Here is a 24,687-nt window from a genome sequence, read left to right as displayed (position 1 = left end):
CACGATGAACGATCAGCTTTCAGATTCACCCGTGTTATGCCCGTTCTGTGGCGCTGCCGACACGGAACAGGAGTCCGCCTTCGGAAGCGAGATTTCGAAGACGCAGTACTACTGCAACGGCTGTAACACGATGTTCGAACGGATCAAGTACGACGGGGAGAATCCGGAAACCGGCCGATAACGCTCTCGAGCCGGCTGGAATTCGTCTCCGCGCCCATAGCGAGAGCTATCGAAACCATTCAATTCTATGAAACCTTGGGCGAGAAAGAAAGTTACTTATATGTGGACGACAATTGGTATCTTGTATGCAACTCCGACCGTTCAGTGAGCTGGATCTGGAGTATTTCACCACAGAGGTAACCGACCACGTCGGTGTCCTCCGGCTGGATCGACCGCCGGCGAACGCACACGACATCAACGTCTTGTTGGAACTACAGCGGGCCGTGGAATCGGTTCGATTCGACGAGGACGTCCGCGCGGTCCTCTTCGGGAGTTCGAATGACAAGTTCTTCTCGACCGGATTCGACATCAAGGTCCTCCAGGAGAAGTCGGGCCGGCAAGTCGGCTACGCGAGCCAGACGAGCAAAGAGATCATCATGAAGATGCGGACGACCGACACCATCTTCATCGCGATGGTCAACGGCCACTGCATGGGCGGCGGGCTCGAGCTCGCACTCGCCTGTGACTTCCGATACGTCGGGAACGACGAGAGCTACAACATCGGCATGCCGGAAATCCACCTCGGACTGATCGCCGGCGAGGCCGGAACGCAGTTGCTCCCGCGGTACATCGACCGCTCCGAGGCGCTCGAGATGATGATCACCGGCGAGACGCTCACGCCGGAAGAAGCGACGGAGAAGGGAATCTTCGACGAGATCCACCCGCCCGAAGAGATCGAAGACGCGGCCTTCGAGTTCGCCGAACTGATCGCCTCGAAGTCGAGCGTCGCAGTCGGAAACAACAAGCTTGCCGTCAACGAGGGCCTCGAGATGCCGCTTTCGGATGCGTTGGCCCACGAACGGGAACTCCAGAACCGTCTGCTCGGTTCCGATGTCGCCAAAGAAGGCGTCGACGCCTTCCTCGACGACCGCGAACCGGATTTCCTGGGCGTCGAACTCGGGGACAAAGATCCGGGCGCCGACGAGTAGACTCGCCCCCTCGATACTACCGAACTATTCTTTGGATCGTCGGTCTCCCAGTCACAACGCTCGATTACGACTCGAGAAACTGCTGTCTCCGCAGGTTCTGACAACGAAAACTGGCATCTCCATACGCTACAACAGCGTCGTGACGTCCGGATAGTCGTCGGCAGCCGGACGGAATCGGACCGGTTCGTCTGCTGTGGACGTGACGATTCCCAGTTCGGCTAACCGCTCGAGGTGAGCGGCCGCTTCACCGGCACCGAACTTCGCGTGGATTCCGCGCATTTCGCCGAACAGTTCGCGGCCGACTTCCCACGGCGTACTTGCCGGCCGCTCGGCCGCCTCGAGCGCCCGGAAGGATGCCTCGGCCCGCTCTCGATGATGCCGCCGAACGTCGTCGACGGCCGTCTGAATCTCGATTTCTGTTCCGTGACCCGGCTCCCCGCGTTCGAAACGGGATTCGATCCGAGCCAGGGCTTGCAGGTACGATTCGAGTGGATCGGAAAGCCGCGTGTCGCTCCCGCCGACGTTCGGCGTGTACGTCGGTAACAACACGTCGCCTAAGTAGAGCCGTCCGTTCGCCCGGAACGATGCGTGACCTTTCGTGTGGCCCGGCGTGTAGACGAACTCGACGCCTGCGACGACATCGCCGTCGGCGTGTGACTCGACCGGGAACGTCTCGGGCATCCGGGAGGGCGTATCCCGCTCGAGAACCCGCCTTCGAATCGAGTCGGGAACGCCCCAGTACTCCAGCGTTCGGCCGTCGCGCTTGAGTCGGCGTTCGCGCGCGTTGGCGTAGTCGCCGATCAGCGCGCTATCGTCTCGATGGACGTGTACCGTGGCATTTGCTCGCTCGGCCAACCGACAGCTAAGCCCCGCGTGATCGATGTGCCAGTGCGTGACGAAGATGTGCTCGACGTCGGCTATTTCGAGGCCGGCCTCGCCGATTCCGGATCGAAGCGCCGACCACGCGTCGTCGGTTGGCGGCCCGGGGTCGATTACGACACCGCGTTCCGGAAGCACATATGCGCTGTTTACTCCTTCGGGTGATCCTTCGCCGACCGGGATTCGAACGTGTTCACTCATGAGTCATCGGAAATCGCCGTCTCGTCTCGGTCGCCGAGCAGTTCGTCGAGACCCAGTTCGTCCCACCGTTCGCTCAGCGCGTCGAGAATGTTCTCCGAGAACGTCGTCTCGAAGTTCACTCGAGGAGCGATGTACTCCTCGTCCCACCGCGGGTCCCACGTCGCGTTGACGTAGAGCCGGGATCCGGTTTCGCCGCCGCGACGGTACCGCGTCGCGGTCGCCGCAGGCGCGTTCGGCTCGCTAAATATCCAGTCGTTGGCGGGGTGAGCTTTCACCCACATATCGTTGACCGCTCGAGCGAGATTCGTCGGATCGGCCTGTTCGTCCAGCACGACGACCTTGTCGAAGAGGTTCGAAAACGAAAACAGCGTATTCGCCAGTTGCCACTCGAATCCAGCGTACAGAATTTCGCTCGAGACGATACAGAGCCCGAGTCGCGCCTCGACCGGGAGCTGTATCCATTTGACCGGAGAGACGCCCCAGTAGTTGTTTACCCGTCTGAACAGCTGTGCGGCTTCGACGAGGCTCATGAGGTGCATGTCGTCGGTCAGCGGCGCACCGAGCGGCGCGAACGCGACCACGGGTTCCTCGCGCGTGGCAATGGTCTCGGCCCGTAGCTCGACGGTTGCAGTTTCACACGCCAGCTCCCAGGCCGCCTCCGGCCCGTGAGAGTCGGTGTTGACGACGGTGAGGCGTCCATCGATCCGAACCTCCGCGTCCGCTGGAACGGTACGCGAGTCGACGGTCGCCATCGAGACGTCAGCCAGACCCGCCGCGAATTTTGGAACGTCGGGCGTGGTCCGATCCTGCGTCCAGCCCTGGAGTGCACCAATCAGTGAACACGCGGAGGTGCCGAGCACCACGCTCGCTTCCGTCTCGGGCTCACACCAGTCGGTGAACGCTTTCGGCACGGAGAGGCGAATCTTCCTGCTGTGTAGGGCCTCTCCTCGGATCGGAACCCAGGTAGTCGTTCCCCGGCGCTCGACGATGAGCAGGCCAAGCGAGACGAGCGGGTACCGTTCGTCGCCGATCGTTGCCAGTCCGAGCGTGTGGAGATCACAGTCCGCCTGAACGTTCGTCGCTGCCGGTGGTGTCATCGACTCTCCGATCGGGGCTGTTTCGCGTCTGGATAGCCGCTCGAGCAACTCCACGTACGAACAGTCCGGCCCGAGTCCGAGCGCCTGGGCGATTCGTTGGCCCGACTGGTGTGATCGGCTTGCGAACTGACTGGGGCCGCCGTAGACGCCGCCCGCGAGCCGTACCGTTCCGGGCGTGGTCTCGAACAGCGTCGCGGGTCCGTCGTGACGGGCCGCCTCTCGCGCGACGCTCGGAGCCGTCTCGTCCCAGTGGACGGGTTCCGTGATCGACACGAGATCCTCCGTTTCCTCGAGTCGGTCGAGTTGCGTTCGAAGCGTCATTCGTGGCCTCCTTCGTCCTGACCGTCGAACGGGAGGGTTTCTAACTCGACACCTGCGCGCTCAAGGATCTTCTGTGCTCGATACTCGGGTTCGACGTCACCCGCCGACCCCAACTCGGTCACATCCACCTCCGCGTCAGTCTCAGTCCCCCCGCGCGTGGCGTCGATGTACGCTTTCGCCGATTTCGCTTTGGACGTCCCCGTCTGTACGTCCCCCTTCTCGTTTGGCGTCTGATAAATGTTCAACGGAACCTTCGGCATCGTTTCGACCCCGAACTGGTGGAAGTCGCTGTCCGGGTCGGCGTGGAGAGAAAGCGCCTCGAGCACCGCCCGCTGATCGAGCGGGTTGACGTCGCCGTCGACGAAGACGAAGAAATCCACGTGGAGCATCCCCCAGGTCGTGAATATAAAATTCGCCAGCTCGTGGAGGTAGCCGCCGTTCGTCGTGTCGGTCGAGATGACGTAGACGGTTCTCGGCGTCGATTTCCAGGGGACGCAGCTTTCGACGTCGAATCCCGCCGCCCGAAGCCCCAGCGTCGCGTCGGGGCCGACGCAGCCGACTTCCATCGAACTCGTCGAGTTCTCGGAGTAGCCGACACCCGTCCCCTCGACGCAAAACGGAATGATCGGGTTCTCTTGATGAGTTATCGACGTGACCCGGAGGAGAGGCATAGACCGCCTGGGGCCGTGCATGTATCCGAAATAGTCGCCGAACGGTCCCTCGTCTCGGCGTTCGTTAGGGACGATTTCGCCCTCGATGACGAGTTCCGCCGTTGCGGGAACCATGAGGTCGTTCGTCTCGCAGGGAACGAGTTCGACCGGGTCCTGTTTGAGTCCGCCCGCGAACTCGGCTTCGCTTCGTCCCGTCGGGATCCACATGACCGACGTGTACTGCACCGCCGGCTCGACACCGACCGCAATCGCGACAGGCATCGGTTCGTTTCTTCGCTCGTATTTGTAGTAGTAGAGATTGGGCGTTTGCTCTCCGGCCAGCAGTAACACGCTCGCATTTTCCCCGTCGTGGATCATCGAGCGGTGGGTCGACCAATCGACCCACGACGAGTCTGGATCGGGTGCGATCAGCGTGTGCAAGTTCGAGTACCGGCCGCCGTCGCCGCCGTGGATGTACGGCCAGGGAAAATCCAACAGGTCGACGTCGTCCCCGTCTACGACGGTTTCTTTACACGGGGCTTCGTCGGCCGAAACCGTCACGGGATCGCGCGGATTTTTCAGGCGATCGATGACGATTTCGTAGTACTCTCGAGCGGAGAGGTCGGGCGGGAGTCCCAGTCCGAGTGCGATTCGATCCCAGGGTCTGTCCTGCGTTCCACGGAACGGATCGCCCACCAACCGTGCTGAGCCGACATCGTCGAACAGCGGGATCTTGCTGTCTTCTTTGTTCAACAGCATCGTCACCGCACTGGCTTCTAAGTTCCAGGACGTCGGCTCGGAGATTCGATGGAGATCCCCGTTCGATTCTATGGTTTGTACGTACTTTCGGAGACTATTGATGGTCATTCGTGCTCGTGGAGTTCTTCGGCGAGATCCGAACGCTCTGACTGGACCTTGAGGTCGATATATTCGCGGACGAGAGCCGGGTAGTTCTCCGAAAGATGCTGTAACATGATGGATCGGCTCGCTTCGGAGACGGATTGAAACTCCCCTTTCTCGGCCAGGTACTGTAACAGCGTTTTCACTTCTTTCGATCGGGTGTTAATAACGGTTGACTGACCCTCGATTTCCTCCATCGTCGCCTCGAGAAGTTCGACGTCGATGTTGTCCGCCTCGTCTGTCTCGATGATATCGATATACCACTCTTCTTCGGTGTTCTCGTGTGGTCCCTTAACCACGGTCAGTATGTCAGGATCCGTAAGGTTATCCGGATTCGTATCTATTCTGGCTCGAACGCTGGAAATCTCCTTCGTTTGTGCATCACTTATCTGTAATCTGGTTTCTTCCCCTGCAGGATCCTCCGGTAAATTGTTTTCCGATGTGATGTAGTTCCCTGCCATGCTTGCTACCAGATATTGGTAAGTCCTCCAAATAAAAACCCTACTTATTTTATCAAACAGGTATATTACTTGATGCGACCACGATGAGTCGGTACGTCATCGGATTTTCCGGGCTGTGGTTCGGAACGGGTCTACCCCCGCTCAATAATCCGGTTCTTCGTTCGCTAAGAACGCTCGAACTCCCTCTTCGTGTTCGGGGGAGCCGTAAGCGAGCGATTGCGCGTGGATTTCGTGGGTCAGTGCGTCCTGCCAGTGTCGACCCATGTTCTCGTGGATCGCTCGCTTGGTGAGTCCGATGGTGCGCGTCGGCCGTTTCTCGAGGGTTTCGAGGAGGTCTCCGACGGTCTCGTCGAGTTCGCCGCTCGGTACGCTTTCGTTCACGAGACCCAACTCCGCGGCCTCGGACGCGGTGATAAACTCGCCGGTAAGCGCCAGCTGTTTTGCGGCTCGGAGGCCGACCAGCTTCGGAAGGAGGAAGGTCCCGCCCGTATCGGGAACCAGCCCGACGCGCACGAACGCGCAACTGAAGGACGCCGAATCTGCAGCGTAGGCGAAATCGCTGATGGCGGTGATCGCTAACCCGGCACCGACAGCGTCGCCGTTGACTTTGGCGACGATCGGTACTTCCGAGGAGAGCGCTGCTTCGACCACTCGACCGAGCGTGTTGCTCACCCTGTCGACGGATTCTTTCGGCGTTTCGTCGCGCTCGAACATCGCCTCGAGGTCGCCACCGGCGCTGAAGGCGTCACCTTCGCCGGTGAGGACGATCACGTCGTGACCGTCGACGTCGACTGCTTCGATGGCGTCTGCCAACTCTTCGGCGACGGTCGCCGTAACTGCGTTGAGCGATTCGGGTCGGTCGAACGTAATCGTTCGTCTGCCCCCGTTGTCTTCAACGATCATACTGTACCCATTCTACTACCCGTGTTAAAATTACCTAGACCGAGTTCAGTTTGCCACGACTGTCGTACCCAAATAAATACTGATACTTATATAATAATGACGAGGATCAGACCTATACTTTTTCGTCGTGGGTGTGGTCGGAAATACAATCAATTTCCGTAGAATAATCCGATTAAACCGCACCTCGACCGCTGAGAACTTGTCTTTAGCTAAAGGTATACGAATATTCGTTGAAGAAACCAAACACTCTTCAAAATCGGTCCCTCATTATTCTGTTAGCGATCTCCCTGCAGAATCTCCTCCGTCGACCGCTTCTTACTGCGGTAGAATAGTCTGGGTGCTGCTCACCTGATAGCGTTCGCGTCGGCACCCTTCTCATACTATCTCTCCCTTATGATATGTGTTTAATCTTGGTAGGTCCTCCGTTCGGCGCAAAATAAGTCGCCTATCTGAACTGAGACGTGGTATTCGAGGTAACGAACGTCAACGAGGAGTTCACATCTGTTCCGTAAATCCCAGAGCGGCTACGGTATTCGTTTTTCACAGCTATCGGCGTTCCGACACCGTCTCTCGCACCGAATACCGTGTGTCGACGTCGGCTGAGCGGTTGCTCGTCCGTTTTCGATCGAAATATAATTCGATTTTCACATCGGTCATCGCGGGGATCGCCACCGAGCTTACTTGTACGCTAAGTTCAGCTCGATATCGTTCGCGGTCGCTTTGACGAGCGGGACGAGTTCCTCCACGCAGTACTCTTCCGTGAGACGATTCGCCGCGCCGCCGACGGAAATCGAACCGACGAGTTCGTTAGCACCGTCGAAGATCGGAACACCGACGGCGTGGATCCCGTGTATGTCTTCGCCCCAGTTCTTTGCAAACCCCTGACGACGAATCTCTCCGAGTTCTTCGCGAACAGCCTCGGGATCCGTGCTAGAGTACTCCGTCATCGCCGGGAGCGTATCCCGGTCTAAAAATGCGTCTCGTCGCTCCGCTGGCAAATTCGCCAGAATCGCCTTTCCCGTGGAACTACAGTGAAGCGGCTTCCACGTGCCGATAACACCGTGCGGGTTGAGAGACGCTTTCGACGAGTAGCCGTCGATGAAAATCCCTCGTCCGTTCTCTTCGACCATACACCAGGCCGTTTCACCGGTTTCTTCGGCGAGTTGCGGAAGGTTCTGTTTCACCGGTTGATAGACTTGGTACCTGTTTCGAGCGTCGAAGCCGACCGAAAAGAACTCGAGACCGATCGAGTACCTCCCGCTGGCCTTCTTGACCACGAACCCGTGATCCTGCATCGTCGAAAGGTGGTGGTGGACGTTGCTCTTTGACATGTCGAGGGCGTCGGCCAGTTCCGTCACGCCCGCCTCGTCGGTAGCCCGAAGTTGGTCGACGATGGCAAACATCGTCTCCGATGACTTGATTTTTCGGGTCGTATCCATACTCTCGCTTTTGCTAACATCAAACATTAACATTTCGATCGGATTGACGCGGACCGCCTCGCTTCCACCCCGTTATCCGCTTTACAAGCGCGTGAATTACTCCGCCGAACGGTTTTCGAACGAGCGCACTCTATATACTAGTCCCGTTCCAAGCCTGAACTGCGGGGGTGAAATCGATTGCGTTCGTCGATTTCACTCATCGGTCGACGCTTGGAACGCCCCTAGCGGCAGTTTCGGCGCGGTCATCGGATGAGATGGGTGTATTCGTCGACCCGCTGCCCGAGTGATACGGAGTGGTACGATTACACTTTGACGAGCACGTCGTCCCCCTCCACCTTTACATCGAAGACGCTTACTCGTTTGCCTGACGTTTCGTGTTCGCCGGTTTCGAGACCGATCTCCCAGAGGTGCCACGGACAGGTAACCGCGGGCTGGTCGGTAAATCCACCTCGGCGCTCGTTCCAGCACTTTTCGCCGTTGATCTTTTTTTCACCGACTTTGTCGAGGGGGGCGTTTTGGTGCGGACAGCGGTTGGTAATAGCGTGATACTCGCCGTCGACTTTGAACAGCGCGATCTCGATCCCGTCCACGGTGACGCTCATTCCTCGTTCCGGCTCCACGTCGTCGACGGTCGTCACTTTCGTGTATTCGTTCGAACTCATATTAGATCCCAAACAGGTCTTCCGCGTTTTCGTGTAAGATTGCCTTCGAGAGGTCGTCGTCGAACGCGGGGTTCCGAAAGGCCCATGTCGCCGGATCCAGCGTTTGGTGCGGCCAGTCGCTCGAGTAGAGGAAGGTGTCCTCGGCCATGGATTGCTCGAGCATCTGTTTCGTGTCTCGAGTCCGCTCCGGCGGAGCCATCGGTTGGGTCGTCACGTAGACATTGTCCCGAAGGTATTCGCTCGGTTTGCGACCAAGCCGCCGCTCTCCCATCTCGTGTTTGCGCGGCTGGATGATGATATCGTCCGGGTGCATCTCGTAGAACTCGTCGAGTCGGTACCGGAGGAACGGAATCCACCAGTGACCGCCCTCTTCGATGATGACGTTCAGGCTCGGGAACTTGTCGAACAGACCCGACATAATCATATTTGCCACGTTTACCTGCGCGAAGACGGGCCAATCGAGACCGAGCATCTCCGTCCAGCTCAACATGTTATCGCCCACGGGCGTGTTCTGGGGCCACATCGACAGCGAGCCGTGGAGGACCAGCGGGAGGTCGTGTTCGACGAGGGCTTCGAACATCGGGTCGAACCGTGTCTCTCCGAACAGCGCGAACGGCCCGAACCAGCCGTACGCGCCGATGAAGCCGTCTTCGTCACCGACGCGACGGATCTCTTCGGCGGCGTGCTCTGGATCCCACTGTGGAACCATCATCAGACAGTAGAGGTCCTCGGGAATGACTTGATCGAGTGCGAAGTCGTTTGCGGCCTGAACGATCGCGTTCTTGAGGACGGGATTGTGCTGAGTCGGCGTGTTATTGAGGCCAACGTTGACGATCGGTTCGTCTATTGCGAACTTGTCGGCGGCGAGTTTAACGTCCTCGGCGGCTTCGGCTTTTCCCTGCGTGAACAGCCCTTCGTTACCGCCGGGAATGGCGTACGCCGCGTCCGACTTGGCTTTCCGCGGAAGCATTCCGAACTCCGTCGAGAGTTTCTCTCGAGCGGCGTCGTCCTCGACGTACCCGATGAGTTGGTCCTCCGTCGGGTTCATGTGGAAGTCGAGATCGATGATTCGAACGTCCCTCGCCTCCGCTGGTATCTCCAAATCTGTATCCACCTGTTCTGTTGCCATGTGTGTCGATAATGCAGACGAGATATTTAGTATTATCCGTTGGCGCGGAGCTATTCCCGGTCGCTGCGACGTGACGTATCCGGGGTGGTACTCTCGATGGTTCGGCGGTGTACGAACGTGCAAGAGCGACACTCGCCGTGCCCGTCGGCCGACGATTCGGGTGCACGGAACCAGTACCGTTTCGAGTGTCGACTGCTGAGCGAAACCGGACGAACACCTTCGATTTCACCCCGCGCTCGGCGTTAGAACGGTACTAGATGCCGTGACGCTATACGCTGCTAGTACGCATTCAGCGAGTCGATCGCTTCGGCGTCGATGGAAAGCGGCGGGAGGTATTTGCCGGTCGACGAAAAGCATTTGTGTTCGTTTGTTATCGCCGAACAATACTGATATAGGGAGGGCGATTCCAGATTCTATACAATTGTACTTGTGTAAAGAAGAACTTCGCGGGACCACCGTCTACTTTATTGGGGTGGGCGTGCGTTCTCTCACAACAAACATTCCGCAGGGCGGATTACGCCCTTTCGGCGTCACGCCACCTTTGCCCCGTGTGAGGAACGTCGTCCTCGGACGACCCAAGATTTAAGTAAGTTAGAAATCAAATTGCTTGTGGTGTGGTAAAACACAACATGAACTATTCGCAAGCACGTCGTCGGACGTTTCTCAAGACGAGCATCGCTGGAGCGACCCTCGGGACACTCGCTGGCTGTCTCGGTGAACTCCGCGGTGGCGACGACGATACCATCACGATCGGGGGATTACAGCCGTACAGTGGGCCGTTTGCCGATTTCTCGGCAGCCTACGACCCGGGGATCGAATTCGCTCTCCAGGAAATCAACGACGACGGGGGCGTCCTCGACAAAGAGGTGTCATACGAGAGTATCGATACCGAAACCGATCCGAGGGAGGCGAACACCGCCGCGACACGACTGGTCGAAGGGGACGGTGCAGTCGCCCTCGTGGGGCCGGTATCGAGCGACGTCGGGGTCGCCACGGCGAACACCGTCGAAGATCTCGAGGTTCCGCTCTTCCTTCACGCGGCCGGAGATCACCAGATTCTGACGACCGACTCGCGGTACACGTTTCGCGTCGGTCACCTCCCTGCACCGACGACCATTCAGGCGCAGGCGGAGGTCGTCGAGGAGGAAGGGTACGACGAGGTCGCAGCAATCATCGGCGACTACGCGTGGGGAAGAGCCGTCGAAGCGTCCATCGAGGAGTTTTTCCCCGTCGACGTCCAGATCGAAGTCGCACCGTTCGAAGAGGATAACTTCAATCCGTACCTCCGAAACCTCTCCGATGACGTCGAGTTTTTGGTCGGCTCGGGTCACCCGTCCGGCGTCCACGCGATGTTCTCTCAGATGCTCGAGATCGGCATCGAACCGGACCTCTTTACCGCCGGTCTACAGGAACCGACGGCGAGTTATAACGCCATCGGCGACGACATTTCCCGCGGGTTCGCGTTCTTCCACCAACCGGATGTCTACGCTGCGGAGTACGTGGAAGTCGCGGATCGATTTTACGAGGAGACGGGTGAGTATTTCGGCAGCACGCAAGCGCTCGGATACGTAACGACGCACCTGATCGCCGCCGGAATCGAAGCGGCCGATTCCGAGGACCCGTCCGAGATCAGCGCGGCGATTCGCGACATCGAACACGACACGCTCTTTTCTACCCCGCTCGAGTACAGCGACTGGGGAGAACTCGATAATCAGTCACAAATCTACAGCGAGTTCGAGCTCGAGCCGCCGGAGTACTACCCCGACGGGGACTTTGGGTTGGTCGAATCGTTCCGATCCGAACCGCTGGAACCGTACAACCCCGAGGAGATGCCGATCGACTGACTCGAGAAACGAGTTTCTCTCTCGAGCTAGCTTCCCCGTCAACGGCAATCGGAACCGCTTGCTCTCGTCTCTCGTGTGCTCGTCGATCGACGTGATAGAGCCGCGGCCCAGTGATCGGAACGGAACAGCGTTCGGACAGGACCAGCATTCGGACAGAAACAGCGTTCGAAGAGGGACGTATCCACGAAACCGAGCACCCGCACAATTTCGTGTTACTCCGGGGTACGCGAATCAATCAGGGAAGTGGTATGTTCGGTACCGCGACGATGCTTCTCGGCGAAGACGATGGCGACAACGGTCAGTTCGGAGCCGAACCTGGAGTGTCCACTGTCACCGGCATCGGTTCTGAGCCGGATTCTCACTGAGTCAGCGGGAGTCTCGTCTCCGTCGTGGAAGCTTCACTGTATTACTGGGTAGTATTGTGAATATTATGAGAAATAAGGAGCTTTCTGACTTCTGCGATTACGGACTAAAATTCTGTAGAGCACCGAATTGATGCTCAAATGATCGCTTTCGTGTTTTTCTGCATTGATTTTTTGTTACTTTCCGAAACCGAAAGAGAAATCCATATATTGTGCTTATTTGCCACTCGGGGGCTAGTATATTCACTATCTATGGATATAGTTGCGCTATCGAATTCAAATAGGGATTTTTCACTGCTTCTGTTCAATTCTATAGAAGAGTGCTATATTGACAAATATATACACTACAATGGCAAACAACTCTTGTGAACGGCCGGGACTGTCCTCAGCAAGTGTTCGGGCGCGTTGGAACGCCGAAACGGCCCGAATAAGACCTGAAACGTCGATCTATCTCGATCGCTTTGACTGCTCGGTATTCAACTCTCAGGAGTGTTATCTCCGTTGCCCGATTCGCCTTTTCCCGATAATTCCGGCGAGTAGGTATTCGGGGTGTACGGTCGCAAAACGAACGAGAACGAAAGCGGATCTGGTTCGATTCGGTGCTCCTCGGTCGGTTTTACCGGCGTTCCGCCGACTCCCGAAACGCGCGCATCGACCGACAGCGTCGTCTCGTCGCTCGGAATCAGGTCCCCGAGGTATTCGGCCGCATCGAGGTTCCGGTACCGGTCGAAGCGGACGTTCAGCGGGTGATCACCGGAGACGATGATGCCGGCCTCCGAACCGGTCATCGCCGCCCATCGAACGTCGGTTTTGTTTCCGTTGTCCTGTGGCACGCGGTAGGGGACGAACTGGTCTTCGATTTGACCGGTGTACCGCCCGATTTTCGCTCCGGTCTTCCTGTCGGGATACGTTTCGTGTGGCCCGCGACCGTACCATTCGACGTCGGTTATCGCGGCTGGTAACTCGAGGTCGATACCCATCCGTGGTAGCCACGACGAAAGCCGTTCACGGAGCGTTTCGGTCGGCTCGACGGCAACCTTGACATCGATGGCTCCCGTCGCGTGAACGCCGTACCCGTAGGCGACGTCGAATAAGCGATCTCCTTGCGTGTTTTTGACCGTCGTCCGAACCTCGAGACGCGCGTGATCTGACGAACCCCGCTCGAGAGTCACCTCCCGAACGTCGTGGGTGAGTCTATCGAGTCCGAGTTCGGTCCACTCCGTTCCATTGTTGTACCCCCACTCTGTCGCGGTTCGAACGAGGCCCTCGTTCGGGACGGGTGCGCGATACGCGTCGAATATCGGCCCGTCTTGTCCGACGGATTGTCCCCTGATGGATAGGTCCCGGAACCGCCCTCGAGTTCGATCGAAGCGGTACTCGAACTGATCGCTGGCGAACAGAATCTCCTCCTTGAGTTCGGTGACCTCGAGCGCCCCGCGTTCGACCTCGCCATCGCTCGACGATTTCGCCGAAGGGCGAATCGGCACCTCGAACTGTTCGAACGCTATCTCGTGCCCGCGATCTGCCCACTCCGTGTCGGAACCGAGATGAAGACTAACCGTCACCAGACACTCCTGACCCGGGTCGAGGGACGGCTCTTCGAACGGGAGTATGACTCCTCGAGTGCGTCCCGCGGGGATATCTACGTCAACGATGCCCCTCTGATCGACTACGCCGTCGATAGCGAGTTCCCACTGAAGTTCGTACTCGCACAGATTCGTGAAATCGAAGCCGTTCGTTATCGTTACGACGCCGTCGCGCGGTGTTACCGGTTCTACCGACATCGGTCGCTGAGTCCATTTCACCTGCTCGAGAGATGGTTTGGCCGAGAGGTCCGAGAAAACGACGCCGTCAAGGAGGAAGCTGTCGCCGTCGAACCACACGCCGTCACTCCGCGTGTTCCCGTCCGCCACGGTATCTGCCCGAAGCGTTTGATTGGTCCACTCCCAGATGAATCCGCCTTGCACCCCGTCGATCGTATTGACGAGATCCCAGTAAGCGTCCTGCAAACCGAGGCTGTTACAGAACGCGTGGGCGTACTCTCCCATGATCAGCGGGCGGTCGTCGACAGAACTGAACTGCGCGAGCGTATCCGGAATCGGATATCGCGGCCCGGAAATGTCGGTAAACGGCGCCGTCCCGGTCATCGAGTCGTGGAACTCCTCGTAAGGCGCTTCGCCGTCGCCCTGATGGAAGACGAATCGCGTCTCGTCCACGTCGCGGGCGTGTTCGGCCATCGCCTCGTGTGCCGGCCCGGTTCCCGCCTCGTTGCTGGTGCTCCAGGCGACGATACTGGTGACGTTTTTGTGATGGGCGATCATCCGCTCGAATCGCTCGAGAAACGCGTCGTGAAATTCGGGGTGGTCGTTGACGAAGTTCAGATCGAAGTGGGTTTCGACGTTCGCTTCGTCGAAGACGTACAGCCCGAGTTCGTCGGCGATGGCGTAGACCGAGAGATCGTGCGGATAGTGTGCGGTCCTGATCGCGTTGATGTTGTTGCGCTTCATCGCTCTGAGATCCTCGAGTGCCCGATCGAACGGTACGGTTCGTCCGCCCCGCGGATCGTGGTCGTGTCGGTTCATCCCGCGGATCGTCACCGGGTTCCCGTTAACCGTGAGGACTCCGTCGTCGATCTCGTATTCGCGGAAGCCGACGAATTGGGTGAGCGCCTCCGTTGTCTCGCCGGCCGCCGTTCGGAGCGCGATCGCCAGGGTATACAGTGTCGGATCCTCCGCGGACCACTTCTCTGGATCGGAAATTTCTGCTTCCAGCCGCACGGAATTTCCGTCTCCGCGCTCGGCGGGCGCTTCCATCGTCGTGACGAGTGACCCGCTCGGATCGTACAACTCGCCGACGAGCGTCAGTTCCGGTTCGTCTTCGATGGTTTGCGGCCAGCGAATATCGGCGTCGACGGAGAGCGTGGCGTCGACGAGCGCCTCGTCGAAGTCGGTTCGGACGGTGTAATCTCGAACGTGTCTCTCCGGCTTCGAATACGCGAATACGCTCCGGAAGATACCGCTGAATCGGATCATATCCTGGGTCTCCAGGTAGCTTCCATCGGAGAACCGGAATACTTGGACCAGGAGTTCGTGATCCGAACCCGGATCGAGGTGATCGGTCACGTCGAACTCGGAGGGAGTCATCGATCCCTGATCGTACCCGACGTACTCGCCGTCGATCCAGACGAAACAGGCGGATTTGACGCCCTCGAACTGGAGGTACGAGCGCCGGTTTCCCTCCCAAGCTTCGGGAACGGTCACCGTTCGTCGATACGTTCCGACCGGATTAAATTCGGACGGGACGTCGGGCGCATCCGGAAGCGTCTCGACCTCGGGCAGTCGCTCCCATGTCAGTGCGTGGTTCCGATAGATCGGCCTGTCGTATCCGTGGAGTTGCCAGACCGACGGAACCGGAATCGTGTCCCAGTCGCTGTCCGCCGGGAGTTCCTCGGGAAGGTCCGTTGGCGTTTCGGCCCAACAGAACTCCCACTCCCCGTCGAGCCGTTCGAAGTAGTTCGATTCCTCCCATCGGGACTCGAGTTCTGTCAGTGGTTCGTTCGCGGCGACCGCGTTCGCTATCGTTTCGTAGCCGACCGTCGGACAGTGGACCGGTTCGACGTTCTCGCCGAGCTGAGCCGGGTTTTCGATGTACTCGGGGAGCGAGCTTCGTTCTACTGGGCGTCGAGCCATAGGAACACCACGAATCGATCGATCATAAACGGTCGGGTGAAAAACAATCTATCTGGCACGTTCTCGGTGAGATCCGCCGCTTGTCGAGGGACTGCCAGCGTCTTTCGACCTCCCTACTCACAGCAGTCCAGATCAGTCCATTGCGGGAAGATCACCGGCGCGTGATCCGGTTACCTGAAATCGTGCGCTCCCTGATAACTGCGTTCCCGACTCGAGTTCCGGCTCTTGATCCAGAACTGGATACCGGTCCATCCAGTCAGCGCTGGAGCCCGAAAGCGATCGATCGAGAACGAGCACGTCGACGGCGTCGTCGCGAACCTGACACCGAACGTGTTGGTCGCCTTCGGAGAGAATCGTTACTCCGTCCTCGTCGTCGCTCCTGAGGTCTGCGGCGAGCACGTTCCGTTTCGTGCTCCGGAAGTCGTTGGACCCACGGATTGTCGCGTCGTCTTTCCACGGCTGATCGGGGTCGAGTCGCTTCGTGTCGTCGTCCGGCCGACCGCCGGTCGGAAACGCGCTTGCGGTTCCCGACAGTCGACCGATGTGATCCGCCGGGTAGGTACTCCAGTGTCCATCCCGCGTCCACGAAAGCGTGGTGTGGTCGTCCGTAACCGGCAGTGAGAGGCCGACTTCTCGCAGCGAAAGCGACTCCTCGAGCGTAAAATCGTACTCGATTTCGATACCCCCCGAGAGGGGGTGGATCACGAACTCACCAGTTGCCGTCTCGTAGCTCACTTCCGTGACGATCGTCTCGCCGTCGTCTCCGATCCGAACGTCGTCGACCGTTCGTTCCTCGAGGCGGTAGTCGATGGCTTCGTCGTACGCTCTCCCGGTGTCAGACTGGATTGGCGTTGCGGCGAGCTCGAGGGCTCCGGAGACGACCGAGTCGTTACCCCCCGATCCGACAGCAAGCTCCCCCGACCGACAGTCCACCGACAGCGCGTGGGTCGGCGTTTCCGCGCGAACCGCTCCGTCGGCTTCGAAGACGGATCCGGCACCGTCAGGGGGACCGCCCCCTGTCTCGTTCGTCCGTTCCGATTCCGGCTCCTCTCGGTGAAGCCCGAACGACGTTATCGTGAATCCGTCCGGATGACAGGCGCGAACGGTAACTTCGTCCGCGTTCTCCGCGGGGATGACGACCTCTCCGCGTTCTCCGGGTTCGATGTCCGCGTCTACGACACCTTCGCCCTCGGCGTGTTCCCACTCGAGGCGACGATCGGAGAGATTGATGAATTCGTAGCGATTCTCGATCGTAAGCTGAACCGATTCGTCGTCGTCGACCCACTCCGTCGTCGCGAGTTTGACCGGAGAATACGTCTTCTTCACGTGCCAGTATTCGGGCCGCGGCCGTCGGTGTCGGTCGACGATGCCCCAGAGGTAATCTCCCCACTGCTCTAAGTGATCGCCGCCCGCCCAGATCGCCGCACCCATACACGCCTCGACCGATCGACACTGCTCCCAAATCTCGTCGAACAGGCGGCCCCACTCGTCCCGGAGGCCGGGATCGGTGACGAGTTCCTGGTCGTTGTAACAGTAAAGATGGGCGTACTCTCCGAACATGATCGGATCGTCGTGGTCCTCGAACTGGTCGACCGTCGAATCAACTCGCTTGGCCGGATAGTGGTGGCTGTCGATGTCCACGTGCTCTTCCCACGGTTGCCCCTCGTCGTAGACGTCGTAGTGGAAAATCGTCGGACGGGTCGGATCGAGTTCGCGGATGAGCGTCGCGGCGTCCTCGAACGCCTGGTACCACTCGGATTCGTTCGCGATGGACCACAGACAGACCGAGGTTCGGCTTCGGTCGCGCTCGACCATCTCTGCCGTTTGTTGGAGAACCAGATCGTACTCGGGATCGGGGCGGCCCCGTCCGACGAACATGTGCGGCGCTTCGACCTCGACGACGATTCCCAGTTCGTCACAGGCCTCGAGAAACGCTTCGGAGGTCGGGTGATGGGCCGTCCGAACGAAGTTGATATTCGCTTTCCGGAGTCGTTCGGCGTCACGGCGGGTCAGTTCCTCCGGAACCGCGTGGCCGTGCTCGGGGATGTGGATCTCTTCCCAGTTAATCCCCCGGAGCGTAAGCGCCGTTCCGTTGAGTCGGAGTTCGTTTCCGACGACGGTCAGCTGGCGAATGCCAACCCGTTTCTCGAGGTTTGTTTGCTGGTCACCGGCGGCGAGTGTACATTCGATATCGTACAATCGGGGTTGCTCCGGGTTCCACGTGACCGGATCCGAAACGGGTATTTCGAGCACCGCCGTCCTCGATTCACCGCTCTCGAGGGGCTCGAGTTCGCGTTCGGTGGAACCGGCGTGTTCTCCGTCCGGGTTCGTCAACCCGAGGTCGACGACCGGGTTTTCGACGGTCTCACCCCCGTCGTTCGAAACCGTCGTTTCCGCGTACACCGTCGCCGTTCCGTCGTCGTGGAGTTCGGTGTCCACGTGGAACCGGGAGACGAAGGCCGACGGGACGCTATAGAGCGTCACGTCTCGCGTAATTCCGCCGGTGACGTTCTGCCAACTGAGATCGTCGGCGACCGATCGGTGAGAGACTGCGACGGTGACGGTATTGTCCGAGCCGATCGAAACCTCGTCGGTGATGTCGATTTCGAAGGGGGTGTAACCGCCCGTGTGTTCGCCGACCTCCGTTTCGTTAATCCACACCGTTGCCTGACTGTAGACGGCTCCGAATCGGAGTTTGAGTCGATCACCGTCCCACGACGACGGTATCGTGAACGTTCTCCGATACCAGCCGCTGGCGTCGTCGGGCGGGTACCATTCGCTCTCGTCCTCGAGGACTTCGTCCCATCTCCACTGTCCCGGAACGTCCTCGGATCCCCAGTCGTCCGTCTCCGGGATGTCAGTGCCCGCGCGTTCAGTGAACTCCCACTCTCCGTTCAGCGATCGTCGACGCTCCGGCTCTGCTGGCCGAGGAGTGAGCGAAACCGACGGAACGGTATCCCCATTGAAACTGGAGAGAACCTCGTCCGCTTCGACGGGGGTTCGGTCGCGAGCGCCCACGCTGGGGGCGATGATGGTACTCAATGCGACACCCGAAACCGACGAAAGCATCGTTCGTCGGCTAACGGCTTCGCCTAGTATATCTTCGTCTAACATGGTCTATCGACCATTGGCGATCGATACATATAGCTATTTCCGTAATTCAGGTAAACAATACAATCATCGCGAGAGAGCGTTTCCGACCGATTTACCGTCGCTGTCGTTACGCGGGTGCCCTCGTCCTAAAACCGACTTTGAGTTTGGGTTCCGTCTTCGCTACCGTTAGACGTTCCCAGTTTGGACGTACTGTTGGTAGTCGACGTTCGTCTCGCTCGTCTTCGTTTTGAGGGCTGATGAGGTCTGCGGATCGAAGAGGTAGAGATCTTCCTCCTCGAATCCGAACGTGATCCCGATATCTTCCGCCGGATTGAGCCTGCTTTCGATACGCGCCGTTAGATCGATGTCGCCCATCTCCGCGTAGAGGAAGTTTTCGTTCCCCATCTGCTCGACGACGGTGACGTCACAGGGCATGCTCCCGTCCGAAACGGGCGTCAGGTCTTCCGGCCGGACGCCGACGCGGACGCGGTCCCTGCCCTCGAGCGGCGCGGTGTCCTCGAGCGTGTAGGTGAATCCGTCGGGTCCGGTGAGCGTGTTTCCGTCGACCGCCGCCGTAAAGAGGTTGATGCTCGGACTGCCGATGAATCCCGCGACGAACTCGTTGGTCGGCGATCGATACACTTCTTCGGCCGTGCCGACCTGTTGTAGCTGCCCGTGATTGAGAACGGCTATTCTGTCGCCCATCGCCATCGCTTCGGTCTGGTCGTGAGTTACGTACGCGGTGGTCACCGAGAGTTCCTTTTGTAACTCCTGAAGCTCCGTCCGCATCGTCGAGCGGAGCTTCGCGTCCAGATTCGAGAGCGGTTCGTCCATCAAGAACACCTCGGGATCGCGGATGATCGCCCGACCGAGCGCGACGCGCTGTTGTTGCCCGCCGGAGAGCTCCTTCGGTTTTTTGTTCAACAACGGTTCGATCCCGAGCAACTCCGCGACCTCCGTCACTCGAGCGGAGATTTCTTCGGAGGATTGCTTCGTCGATAGCTTCAGCGGGAAGCCGATGTTCCGTTCGACGGTCATGTGCGGGTACAAGGCGTAATTTTGGAACACCATCGCGACATTTCGTTCCCGGGCACGTTCGTCCGTTACGTCGGTTCCGTCGAATTCGATGGTGCCCTCCGTAACGTCCTCGAGGCCGCCGATACACCGAAGCGTCGTCGTTTTCCCACAGCCGGACGGCCCCACGAAGACGAGAAACTCACCGTCTTCGATTGTGAGGTCGACGTCGTCGACTGCCACGATCTGTTCGCCGTCGTCACCGAATTCCTTTCGTAAATTCGTAATGTCGATTGTAGCCATTGTTGATCACCTTATTGTTTGACGGACCCTGCGAGGATCCCTTTGATGAAGTACTTCTGGAGCGTCAGGAACACCACGAAGATCGGAATAATCGCGAGCGATGTCGCGACCATTATCTGGTCGTAGTACACTCGCTGTGCCCCGACGAGATCCGCCAACGCGAGCGGAATCGTGTACATCTCCGGTTCCTGGAGAATAACCAGCGGGTAGAGAAATGCCTGCCACTGGAACAAGAACAGAATAATCGCAAGCGCCGCCAACGACGGGATCATCGTCGGCAACGCGATCTTGTAGTACAGCTGGAACTCCGTTGCGCCGTCCATTCGAGCCGACTCGAGGAGCGAATCGGGTATCGCTCGCATATTTTGGCGCATCAGAAATATCCCGAGGGGATTCGCCGCCCACGGAAGGATCACCGCGAGGAACGAGTTCGTCCACCCGAACTGGACCATTAGGAGGAACAGCGGAATAATCAGCAGCTGAATCGGGAGGATAAGCGTCGCCAAAATAAAGTAGAACAACGGCTCTTTGAACCGGAACTCGTACTTCGCGAAGGCGAAGCCGGCCATCGAACAGAGCAGCAAGGAGAGGATAGTATAGGAAATCGCGATAATGAGGCTGTTCCCGATACTCCTGATGAAGTTCGTGTTCTCCTGTAGCGCCGCGAGATTTTCGAAGTAGTACGTCCCAGGGATGACCCGCGGCGGCCACGAGAAGAACTCGGATTGAGGGATCGTCGCGGTGACCACCATCCAGTAGATCGGAATCGTCACGAGAGCGGTGACGATGAGCAAGAAGATGTAGCTCCCGAATTTCCAGAGCGCTTTGTTCCTGGTATCCTCGCGCATCAGTCTTCACCCCCTCCGTATTTTATTTGGAGTATTGATAGGATGCTAACCATGGTAACCAGAATCACCGAGGCCGCGCTCGCGTATCCGAGGTTGAACTGCAAGAACGCCTGTTCGTAGATGTACTGTACGACGGTAATCGTTGCGTTGCCCGGGCCGCCGCCGGTAATGACGTACGGCTCGGCGAATATCTGGAAGGTTCCGATCGTCGAAGTGACCACGACGAACAACAGGACTGGACGGAGTTGGGGCAGGGTCACGTACCGAAACTTCTGCCAACGACTCGCACCGTCGATTTCGGCCGCTTCGTACAACTGCTGTGGAACCGTCTGTAACCCGGCTAGTATGATGATCATGTTGTATCCAAGCCACCGCCAGGTGACTGCAATCACGAGCGTGATTCGCGCCCAGAACCCGTCCGTCAACCACGGAATCGCCGTCGCGCCGACGGACTCTAACATGTAGTTGATAAGCCCGATGTCGTCGTTGAACAGCAAGAGGAAGATGGTCGAGTACGCGACGAGGCCAGTCGCGACCGGAAGCGCAATTAGGGTCCGAAATAGCCCCTTTGCGCGAATGAATTTGGCGTCCAACACGAGCGCGGTGGCCATACCGAGGATGACCATCAGCGGCACCTGTACAAAGAAAATAAACGCTGTATTGTACATCGACCGGTGGAAGAGCGAATCTCTGAGTAGCAATCGCTCGTAGTTCGATAGACCGGCGAATTCCAGGTTTGCTATCCGCGGAATCGCAATTTCGACTGCTCCCAGTTGTATCTCGAAGAGGTTTCCATCGGCTACGCCGAGATATGTGAAAAAGGACAAATAAAGCGTGTACACCGTCGGAAACAGCAGGAATATCCCGAAGAGGATGAAAAACGGCGAAATATACAGGTAAGGGAGCCCTGGAAGCGTCGGTAGCCATTCGGCAATAGTCTGACGCTTGTACCGAAGCTGATCGGACGCTCGTTTATACGAGTGCGACGACTGAATCTTCGAAATAATAGCTCCAAGGGTCATACCAGAACGACCGTGTTATCTGTCTCTATTGAAATCTCGGTTTGCTCACATTCAGTTCGACGCCTCTCAGCGTCCACATCGTTCATCTGTCTCTCCGCCCGAGTGCTTGAACGGGATACCGATCGAATGTCGTGGCGGAAGTAGTCGTTTTTCGAGCGGACCGAAGCCGGCGAATTCGACGGCTTCGATCCTTCTGGCGTATTGATACGAGTTTGTCTTGTATCCATAGCTACTACTGATTCCGGGTCGTGTTCGCGTGATTCTGTCCGTCGGTTGTGCTCATATTATGCCAGATCACGGTCAGTGCGGTCTGCGACCGTTTCTGCGGCGTTTTCCATCGCCTCTTCCGGTGATTGTTCGTCGTCGAGCATATCATTGAGTTCCGTCTCGAGTGCGTTCATGACTTCAGGCGTATCTGGCGTATATCGATACGGTTCGATCTCTTCGGCAACCTCCGCGAAGAGTTCCCAGACCGCCTGTCCGTCGTAGAACTCCTGTTCTTCCTCGTAAATCGATGAGTCGTAAGCAGTAGCTAACGACGGAAACAACCCGTACTCCTCTAGCATCGTGTTTTGTACTTCGGGAGTCGTCATGCTCCAGAGGCAGAACTCCCAGACCTCCTCGACGACCTCCTCGTCTTGTATCTGCGATGGGATAACCAGATTGGAGCCGCCCCGATTCGATGCACGGGAACCACCTTCTTCGAACGCGGGCAACTTGTAGACTCCCCAATTCCCCTCGGTGTCGGGAAGCTCCGCGCGAAGCGTTCCGTCCATCCAGGCTGCCGATATCATCGATAAAATATCGCCTTCAGCGAAGGAGGTAAACCAACCGCCAGACCACATCTCTACGCGCGTTGTAATGCCTGCATCGTCCAAGTCTTTGATCAGTTCTGCGGCACGAACGCTTTCCCCACTGGCGATGTTCACGTCGCCGTCTTCGGTGAACGACTGTCCACCGAGTTGTCGGAACAGCGTTCGCCAAAGCTGTGGTATCTCTTCGGTCGGAAGGTCGAGCATCGCGATATCGTCTGGAAGGGACGCTCCCGCTTCGATAAAGTCGTCCCACGTTTCAATATTATCGGGATCGATTCCCGCCTCGCTGTACCGTTCTCGGTTATAGAATACACCGGTCGGCCCCAGGTCCCACGGAAGCGCGTAATCGTTACCGTCGATGTTGACCGTATCCCACTTTCCGTCAATGATATCGTCCCGTATCTCCGCCTCATCGATTCGGTCGGTGAGGTCGGTTAGCCCGCCGAGGTCGGCGAACGATGCGACTTCGTAGTTTTGAACTGGTGAAAATTCTGGTGCTCCTTCGCCGCTCGTGATCGCGGTCTGGAACCGCTGTTCCCACGCGTCATCCCCGAGTTCGTCGACCGAGATGTCGGTCCCGTTCTCCTCGTTGTATTGCACCGCGGCGTCCTGGAGAGATTGCGCCGCGATGTTCCATCCCCATCCGGTTAGGTCGGTATCGTCGTCACCGCCTGTACTTACACAGCCTGCCAGTCCAGACACACCGGCGATTCCGAGTGCCTGAAGCAGTCTACGACGGCGAACACTATGAGTGGTTCTGCGTGTCATTGTCATCCAAACTCATGTTAGAGAAGGTATTAAATGAACGTTTCGGTAAATCCTATATATCATTTTATCGTAACACCCGATGTTCCCATTACGTATCCAACAGCGTCCGGATCGGATATCGCGATACAGTGGGCGGAGATAACGGCTGTAGTGGCGATATGGGTGCGGTCGTTTTCGTCCGTAATGCGGACAGTCTGTTGTCGTCGGCTGTGTCGAAATACCACCGCAGCTACTAAATCGACCCTCGACTTTCGTGAACGAACCGTATTTGCCGAAAGTGACACAAACGGTAACTTGAGATAAGCCAATGACCGAGAGTATCGATTACGATCTGTACGAAGTCCCGCCAAGATGGCTTTTCCTCCGTATCGAGACAAACAGCGGTATCGTCGGCTGGGGTCAACCGATCGTGAAAGGTCGCTCGAAACCCGTCCGCGCCGCTATCGAAGAACTACTGGATAATTGCCTTCTGGGGGAAGATCCGTTTCGAATCGAGGACCACTGGCAGCAAATGTATCGTGGCGGGTTCTATCGAGGTGGATATCGACGTGGATTTCCACGGTCGTGCGTCCAAAACTATGGCCAAACGACTCGCGAAAGCGCTCGAGCCACACGAGCCGCTGTTTATCGAAGAGCCAGTTCTGCCGGAGAACAACGAAGCCCTGCCGGAGGTCGCCGCGATGGCTGAAGCACACGACATCTCCGTCGCGCCCCACTGTCCGCTCGGACCGATTGTGCTCGCTTCCTGCATACACGTCGATACGTGTTCGCCCAACGCGTTCATTCAGGAACAGCGCCTCAACATACACTACAACGAGTCTAGCGACGTGTTAGATCACCTCGTAAACCCTGACGTGTTCCAGTACGACGACGGCTACGTCGACGTACCGGAGGGGCCGGGGCTGAGAATCGAGATCAACGAACAGTACGTCAAACAACAGGCCCAACGAGTGGTGGACTGGCACAATCCCATCTGGTGGAATGATGACGGGAGCGTTGCTGAGTGGTAACGATGTTGCCATCTCGAGGTAGCGAACCACGTTGAGCGTTGTCAATCGATCGTAATCGATGTTCACTATAGTGATACGCTGTCCAAGCTTGAACGGGATATCTACTGACTCGGATCCGTGTCTGTGTCA

The 24,687-nt window shown here is 58.0% G+C and carries 17 protein-coding genes and 1 pseudogene; 4 read left to right on the top strand and 14 right to left on the bottom strand.

Annotated elements, in window-relative coordinates:
* Positions 1-4 precede the first annotated feature (4 nt).
* Both QNM96_RS14615 and QNM96_RS14610 read left to right on the top strand, forming a co-directional pair.
* The gene (locus QNM96_RS14615) at positions 5-181 is read left to right on the top strand and encodes a hypothetical protein (RefSeq protein WP_283837249.1); all 177 of its coding nucleotides are present in this window, start codon (positions 5-7) and stop codon (positions 179-181) included.
* 124 nt (positions 182-305) lie between these two features.
* A complete protein-coding gene (locus QNM96_RS14610; protein ID WP_283837247.1) occupies positions 306-1,148 on the top strand; it encodes an enoyl-CoA hydratase/isomerase family protein in 843 nt (280 codons plus the stop codon).
* A gap of 126 nt (positions 1,149-1,274) precedes the next feature.
* Here the strand turns inward: QNM96_RS14610 and QNM96_RS14605 are convergent, their stop codons facing one another.
* The 8 genes from QNM96_RS14605 to QNM96_RS14570 form a co-directional block, all read right to left on the bottom strand.
* The gene (locus QNM96_RS14605; protein WP_283837246.1) at positions 1,275-2,228 is read right to left on the bottom strand and encodes an MBL fold metallo-hydrolase; all 954 of its coding nucleotides are present in this window, start codon (positions 2,226-2,228) and stop codon (positions 1,275-1,277) included.
* On the bottom strand, positions 2,225-3,646 hold the full coding sequence (locus tag QNM96_RS14600; RefSeq protein WP_283837244.1) for a UbiD family decarboxylase: 1,422 nt from the start codon (positions 3,644-3,646) through the stop codon (positions 2,225-2,227). The genes QNM96_RS14605 and QNM96_RS14600 overlap by 4 nt, the downstream gene beginning before the upstream one ends.
* Complete coding sequence (locus QNM96_RS14595; RefSeq protein ID WP_283837243.1) at positions 3,643-5,163, bottom strand: UbiD family decarboxylase; 1,521 nt, start codon at positions 5,161-5,163, stop codon at positions 3,643-3,645. The genes QNM96_RS14600 and QNM96_RS14595 overlap by 4 nt, the downstream gene beginning before the upstream one ends.
* Positions 5,160-5,495 (bottom strand): hypothetical protein, encoded by a 336-nt coding sequence (locus QNM96_RS14590; protein ID WP_283837241.1) that lies wholly within the window; start codon positions 5,493-5,495, stop codon positions 5,160-5,162. The genes QNM96_RS14595 and QNM96_RS14590 overlap by 4 nt, the downstream gene beginning before the upstream one ends.
* A 303-nt stretch (positions 5,496-5,798) precedes the next feature.
* Positions 5,799-6,560: an enoyl-CoA hydratase-related protein gene (locus tag QNM96_RS14585; RefSeq protein WP_283837240.1), complete on the bottom strand. Its 762-nt coding sequence runs from the start codon at positions 6,558-6,560 to the stop codon at positions 5,799-5,801.
* A gap of 677 nt (positions 6,561-7,237) precedes the next feature.
* Positions 7,238-7,999: an IclR family transcriptional regulator gene (locus QNM96_RS14580; protein ID WP_283837239.1), complete on the bottom strand. Its 762-nt coding sequence runs from the start codon at positions 7,997-7,999 to the stop codon at positions 7,238-7,240.
* Between the two features lie 302 nt (positions 8,000-8,301).
* Complete coding sequence (locus QNM96_RS14575; protein WP_283837237.1) at positions 8,302-8,661, bottom strand: Rieske (2Fe-2S) protein; 360 nt, start codon at positions 8,659-8,661, stop codon at positions 8,302-8,304.
* 1 nt (position 8,662) lies between these two features.
* Positions 8,663-9,790, bottom strand: coding sequence for an amidohydrolase family protein (locus tag QNM96_RS14570; RefSeq protein ID WP_283837235.1), 1,128 nt, complete (start codon positions 9,788-9,790; stop codon positions 8,663-8,665).
* A gap of 614 nt (positions 9,791-10,404) precedes the next feature.
* On the opposite strand from QNM96_RS14570, the gene QNM96_RS14565 reads away from it, so the two are divergent.
* Complete coding sequence (locus QNM96_RS14565; RefSeq protein WP_283837232.1) at positions 10,405-11,634, top strand: ABC transporter substrate-binding protein; 1,230 nt, start codon at positions 10,405-10,407, stop codon at positions 11,632-11,634.
* Between the two features lie 838 nt (positions 11,635-12,472).
* Here the strand turns inward: QNM96_RS14565 and QNM96_RS14560 are convergent.
* From QNM96_RS14560 to QNM96_RS14535, 6 genes are all read right to left on the bottom strand, one after another.
* Positions 12,473-15,685 carry a glycoside hydrolase family 2 TIM barrel-domain containing protein gene (locus QNM96_RS14560; RefSeq protein ID WP_283837230.1) on the bottom strand — a complete coding sequence of 1,071 codons (3,213 nt, stop codon included), beginning with the start codon at positions 15,683-15,685 and terminating at the stop codon, positions 12,473-12,475.
* 132 nt (positions 15,686-15,817) lie between these two features.
* On the bottom strand, positions 15,818-18,799 hold the full coding sequence (locus QNM96_RS14555; protein ID WP_283837229.1) for a glycoside hydrolase family 2 TIM barrel-domain containing protein: 2,982 nt from the start codon (positions 18,797-18,799) through the stop codon (positions 15,818-15,820).
* A 165-nt stretch (positions 18,800-18,964) separates the two neighbouring features.
* Entirely contained in the window at positions 18,965-20,095 is a 1,131-nt protein-coding gene (locus QNM96_RS14550) for an ABC transporter ATP-binding protein (RefSeq protein WP_283837228.1), read from the bottom strand.
* 11 nt (positions 20,096-20,106) lie between these two features.
* Positions 20,107-20,943: a carbohydrate ABC transporter permease gene (locus QNM96_RS14545; RefSeq protein WP_283837227.1), complete on the bottom strand. Its 837-nt coding sequence runs from the start codon at positions 20,941-20,943 to the stop codon at positions 20,107-20,109.
* Positions 20,943-21,965 carry a sugar ABC transporter permease gene (locus tag QNM96_RS14540; RefSeq protein ID WP_283837226.1) on the bottom strand — a complete coding sequence of 341 codons (1,023 nt, stop codon included), beginning with the start codon at positions 21,963-21,965 and terminating at the stop codon, positions 20,943-20,945. Before QNM96_RS14540 ends, QNM96_RS14545 begins: the two co-directional genes overlap by 1 nt.
* Positions 21,966-22,249: 284 nt before the next feature.
* Positions 22,250-23,482, bottom strand: a complete 1,233-nt coding sequence (locus tag QNM96_RS14535; RefSeq protein ID WP_283837225.1) for an extracellular solute-binding protein — start codon at positions 23,480-23,482, stop codon at positions 22,250-22,252.
* A 373-nt stretch (positions 23,483-23,855) separates the two neighbouring features.
* On the opposite strand from QNM96_RS14535, the pseudogene QNM96_RS14530 reads away from it, so the two are divergent.
* Positions 23,856-24,558: pseudogene (locus tag QNM96_RS14530) on the top strand (enolase C-terminal domain-like protein).
* Positions 24,559-24,687: the final 129 nt, after the last annotated feature.

This window comes from Halostagnicola sp. A-GB9-2, from assembly GCF_030068615.1.
Taxonomy (GTDB): domain Archaea; phylum Halobacteriota; class Halobacteria; order Halobacteriales; family Natrialbaceae; genus Halostagnicola.
The sequence above is the reverse complement of the archived record's forward strand: the minus strand, read 5'-3'. Positions and strand labels throughout refer to the sequence as shown.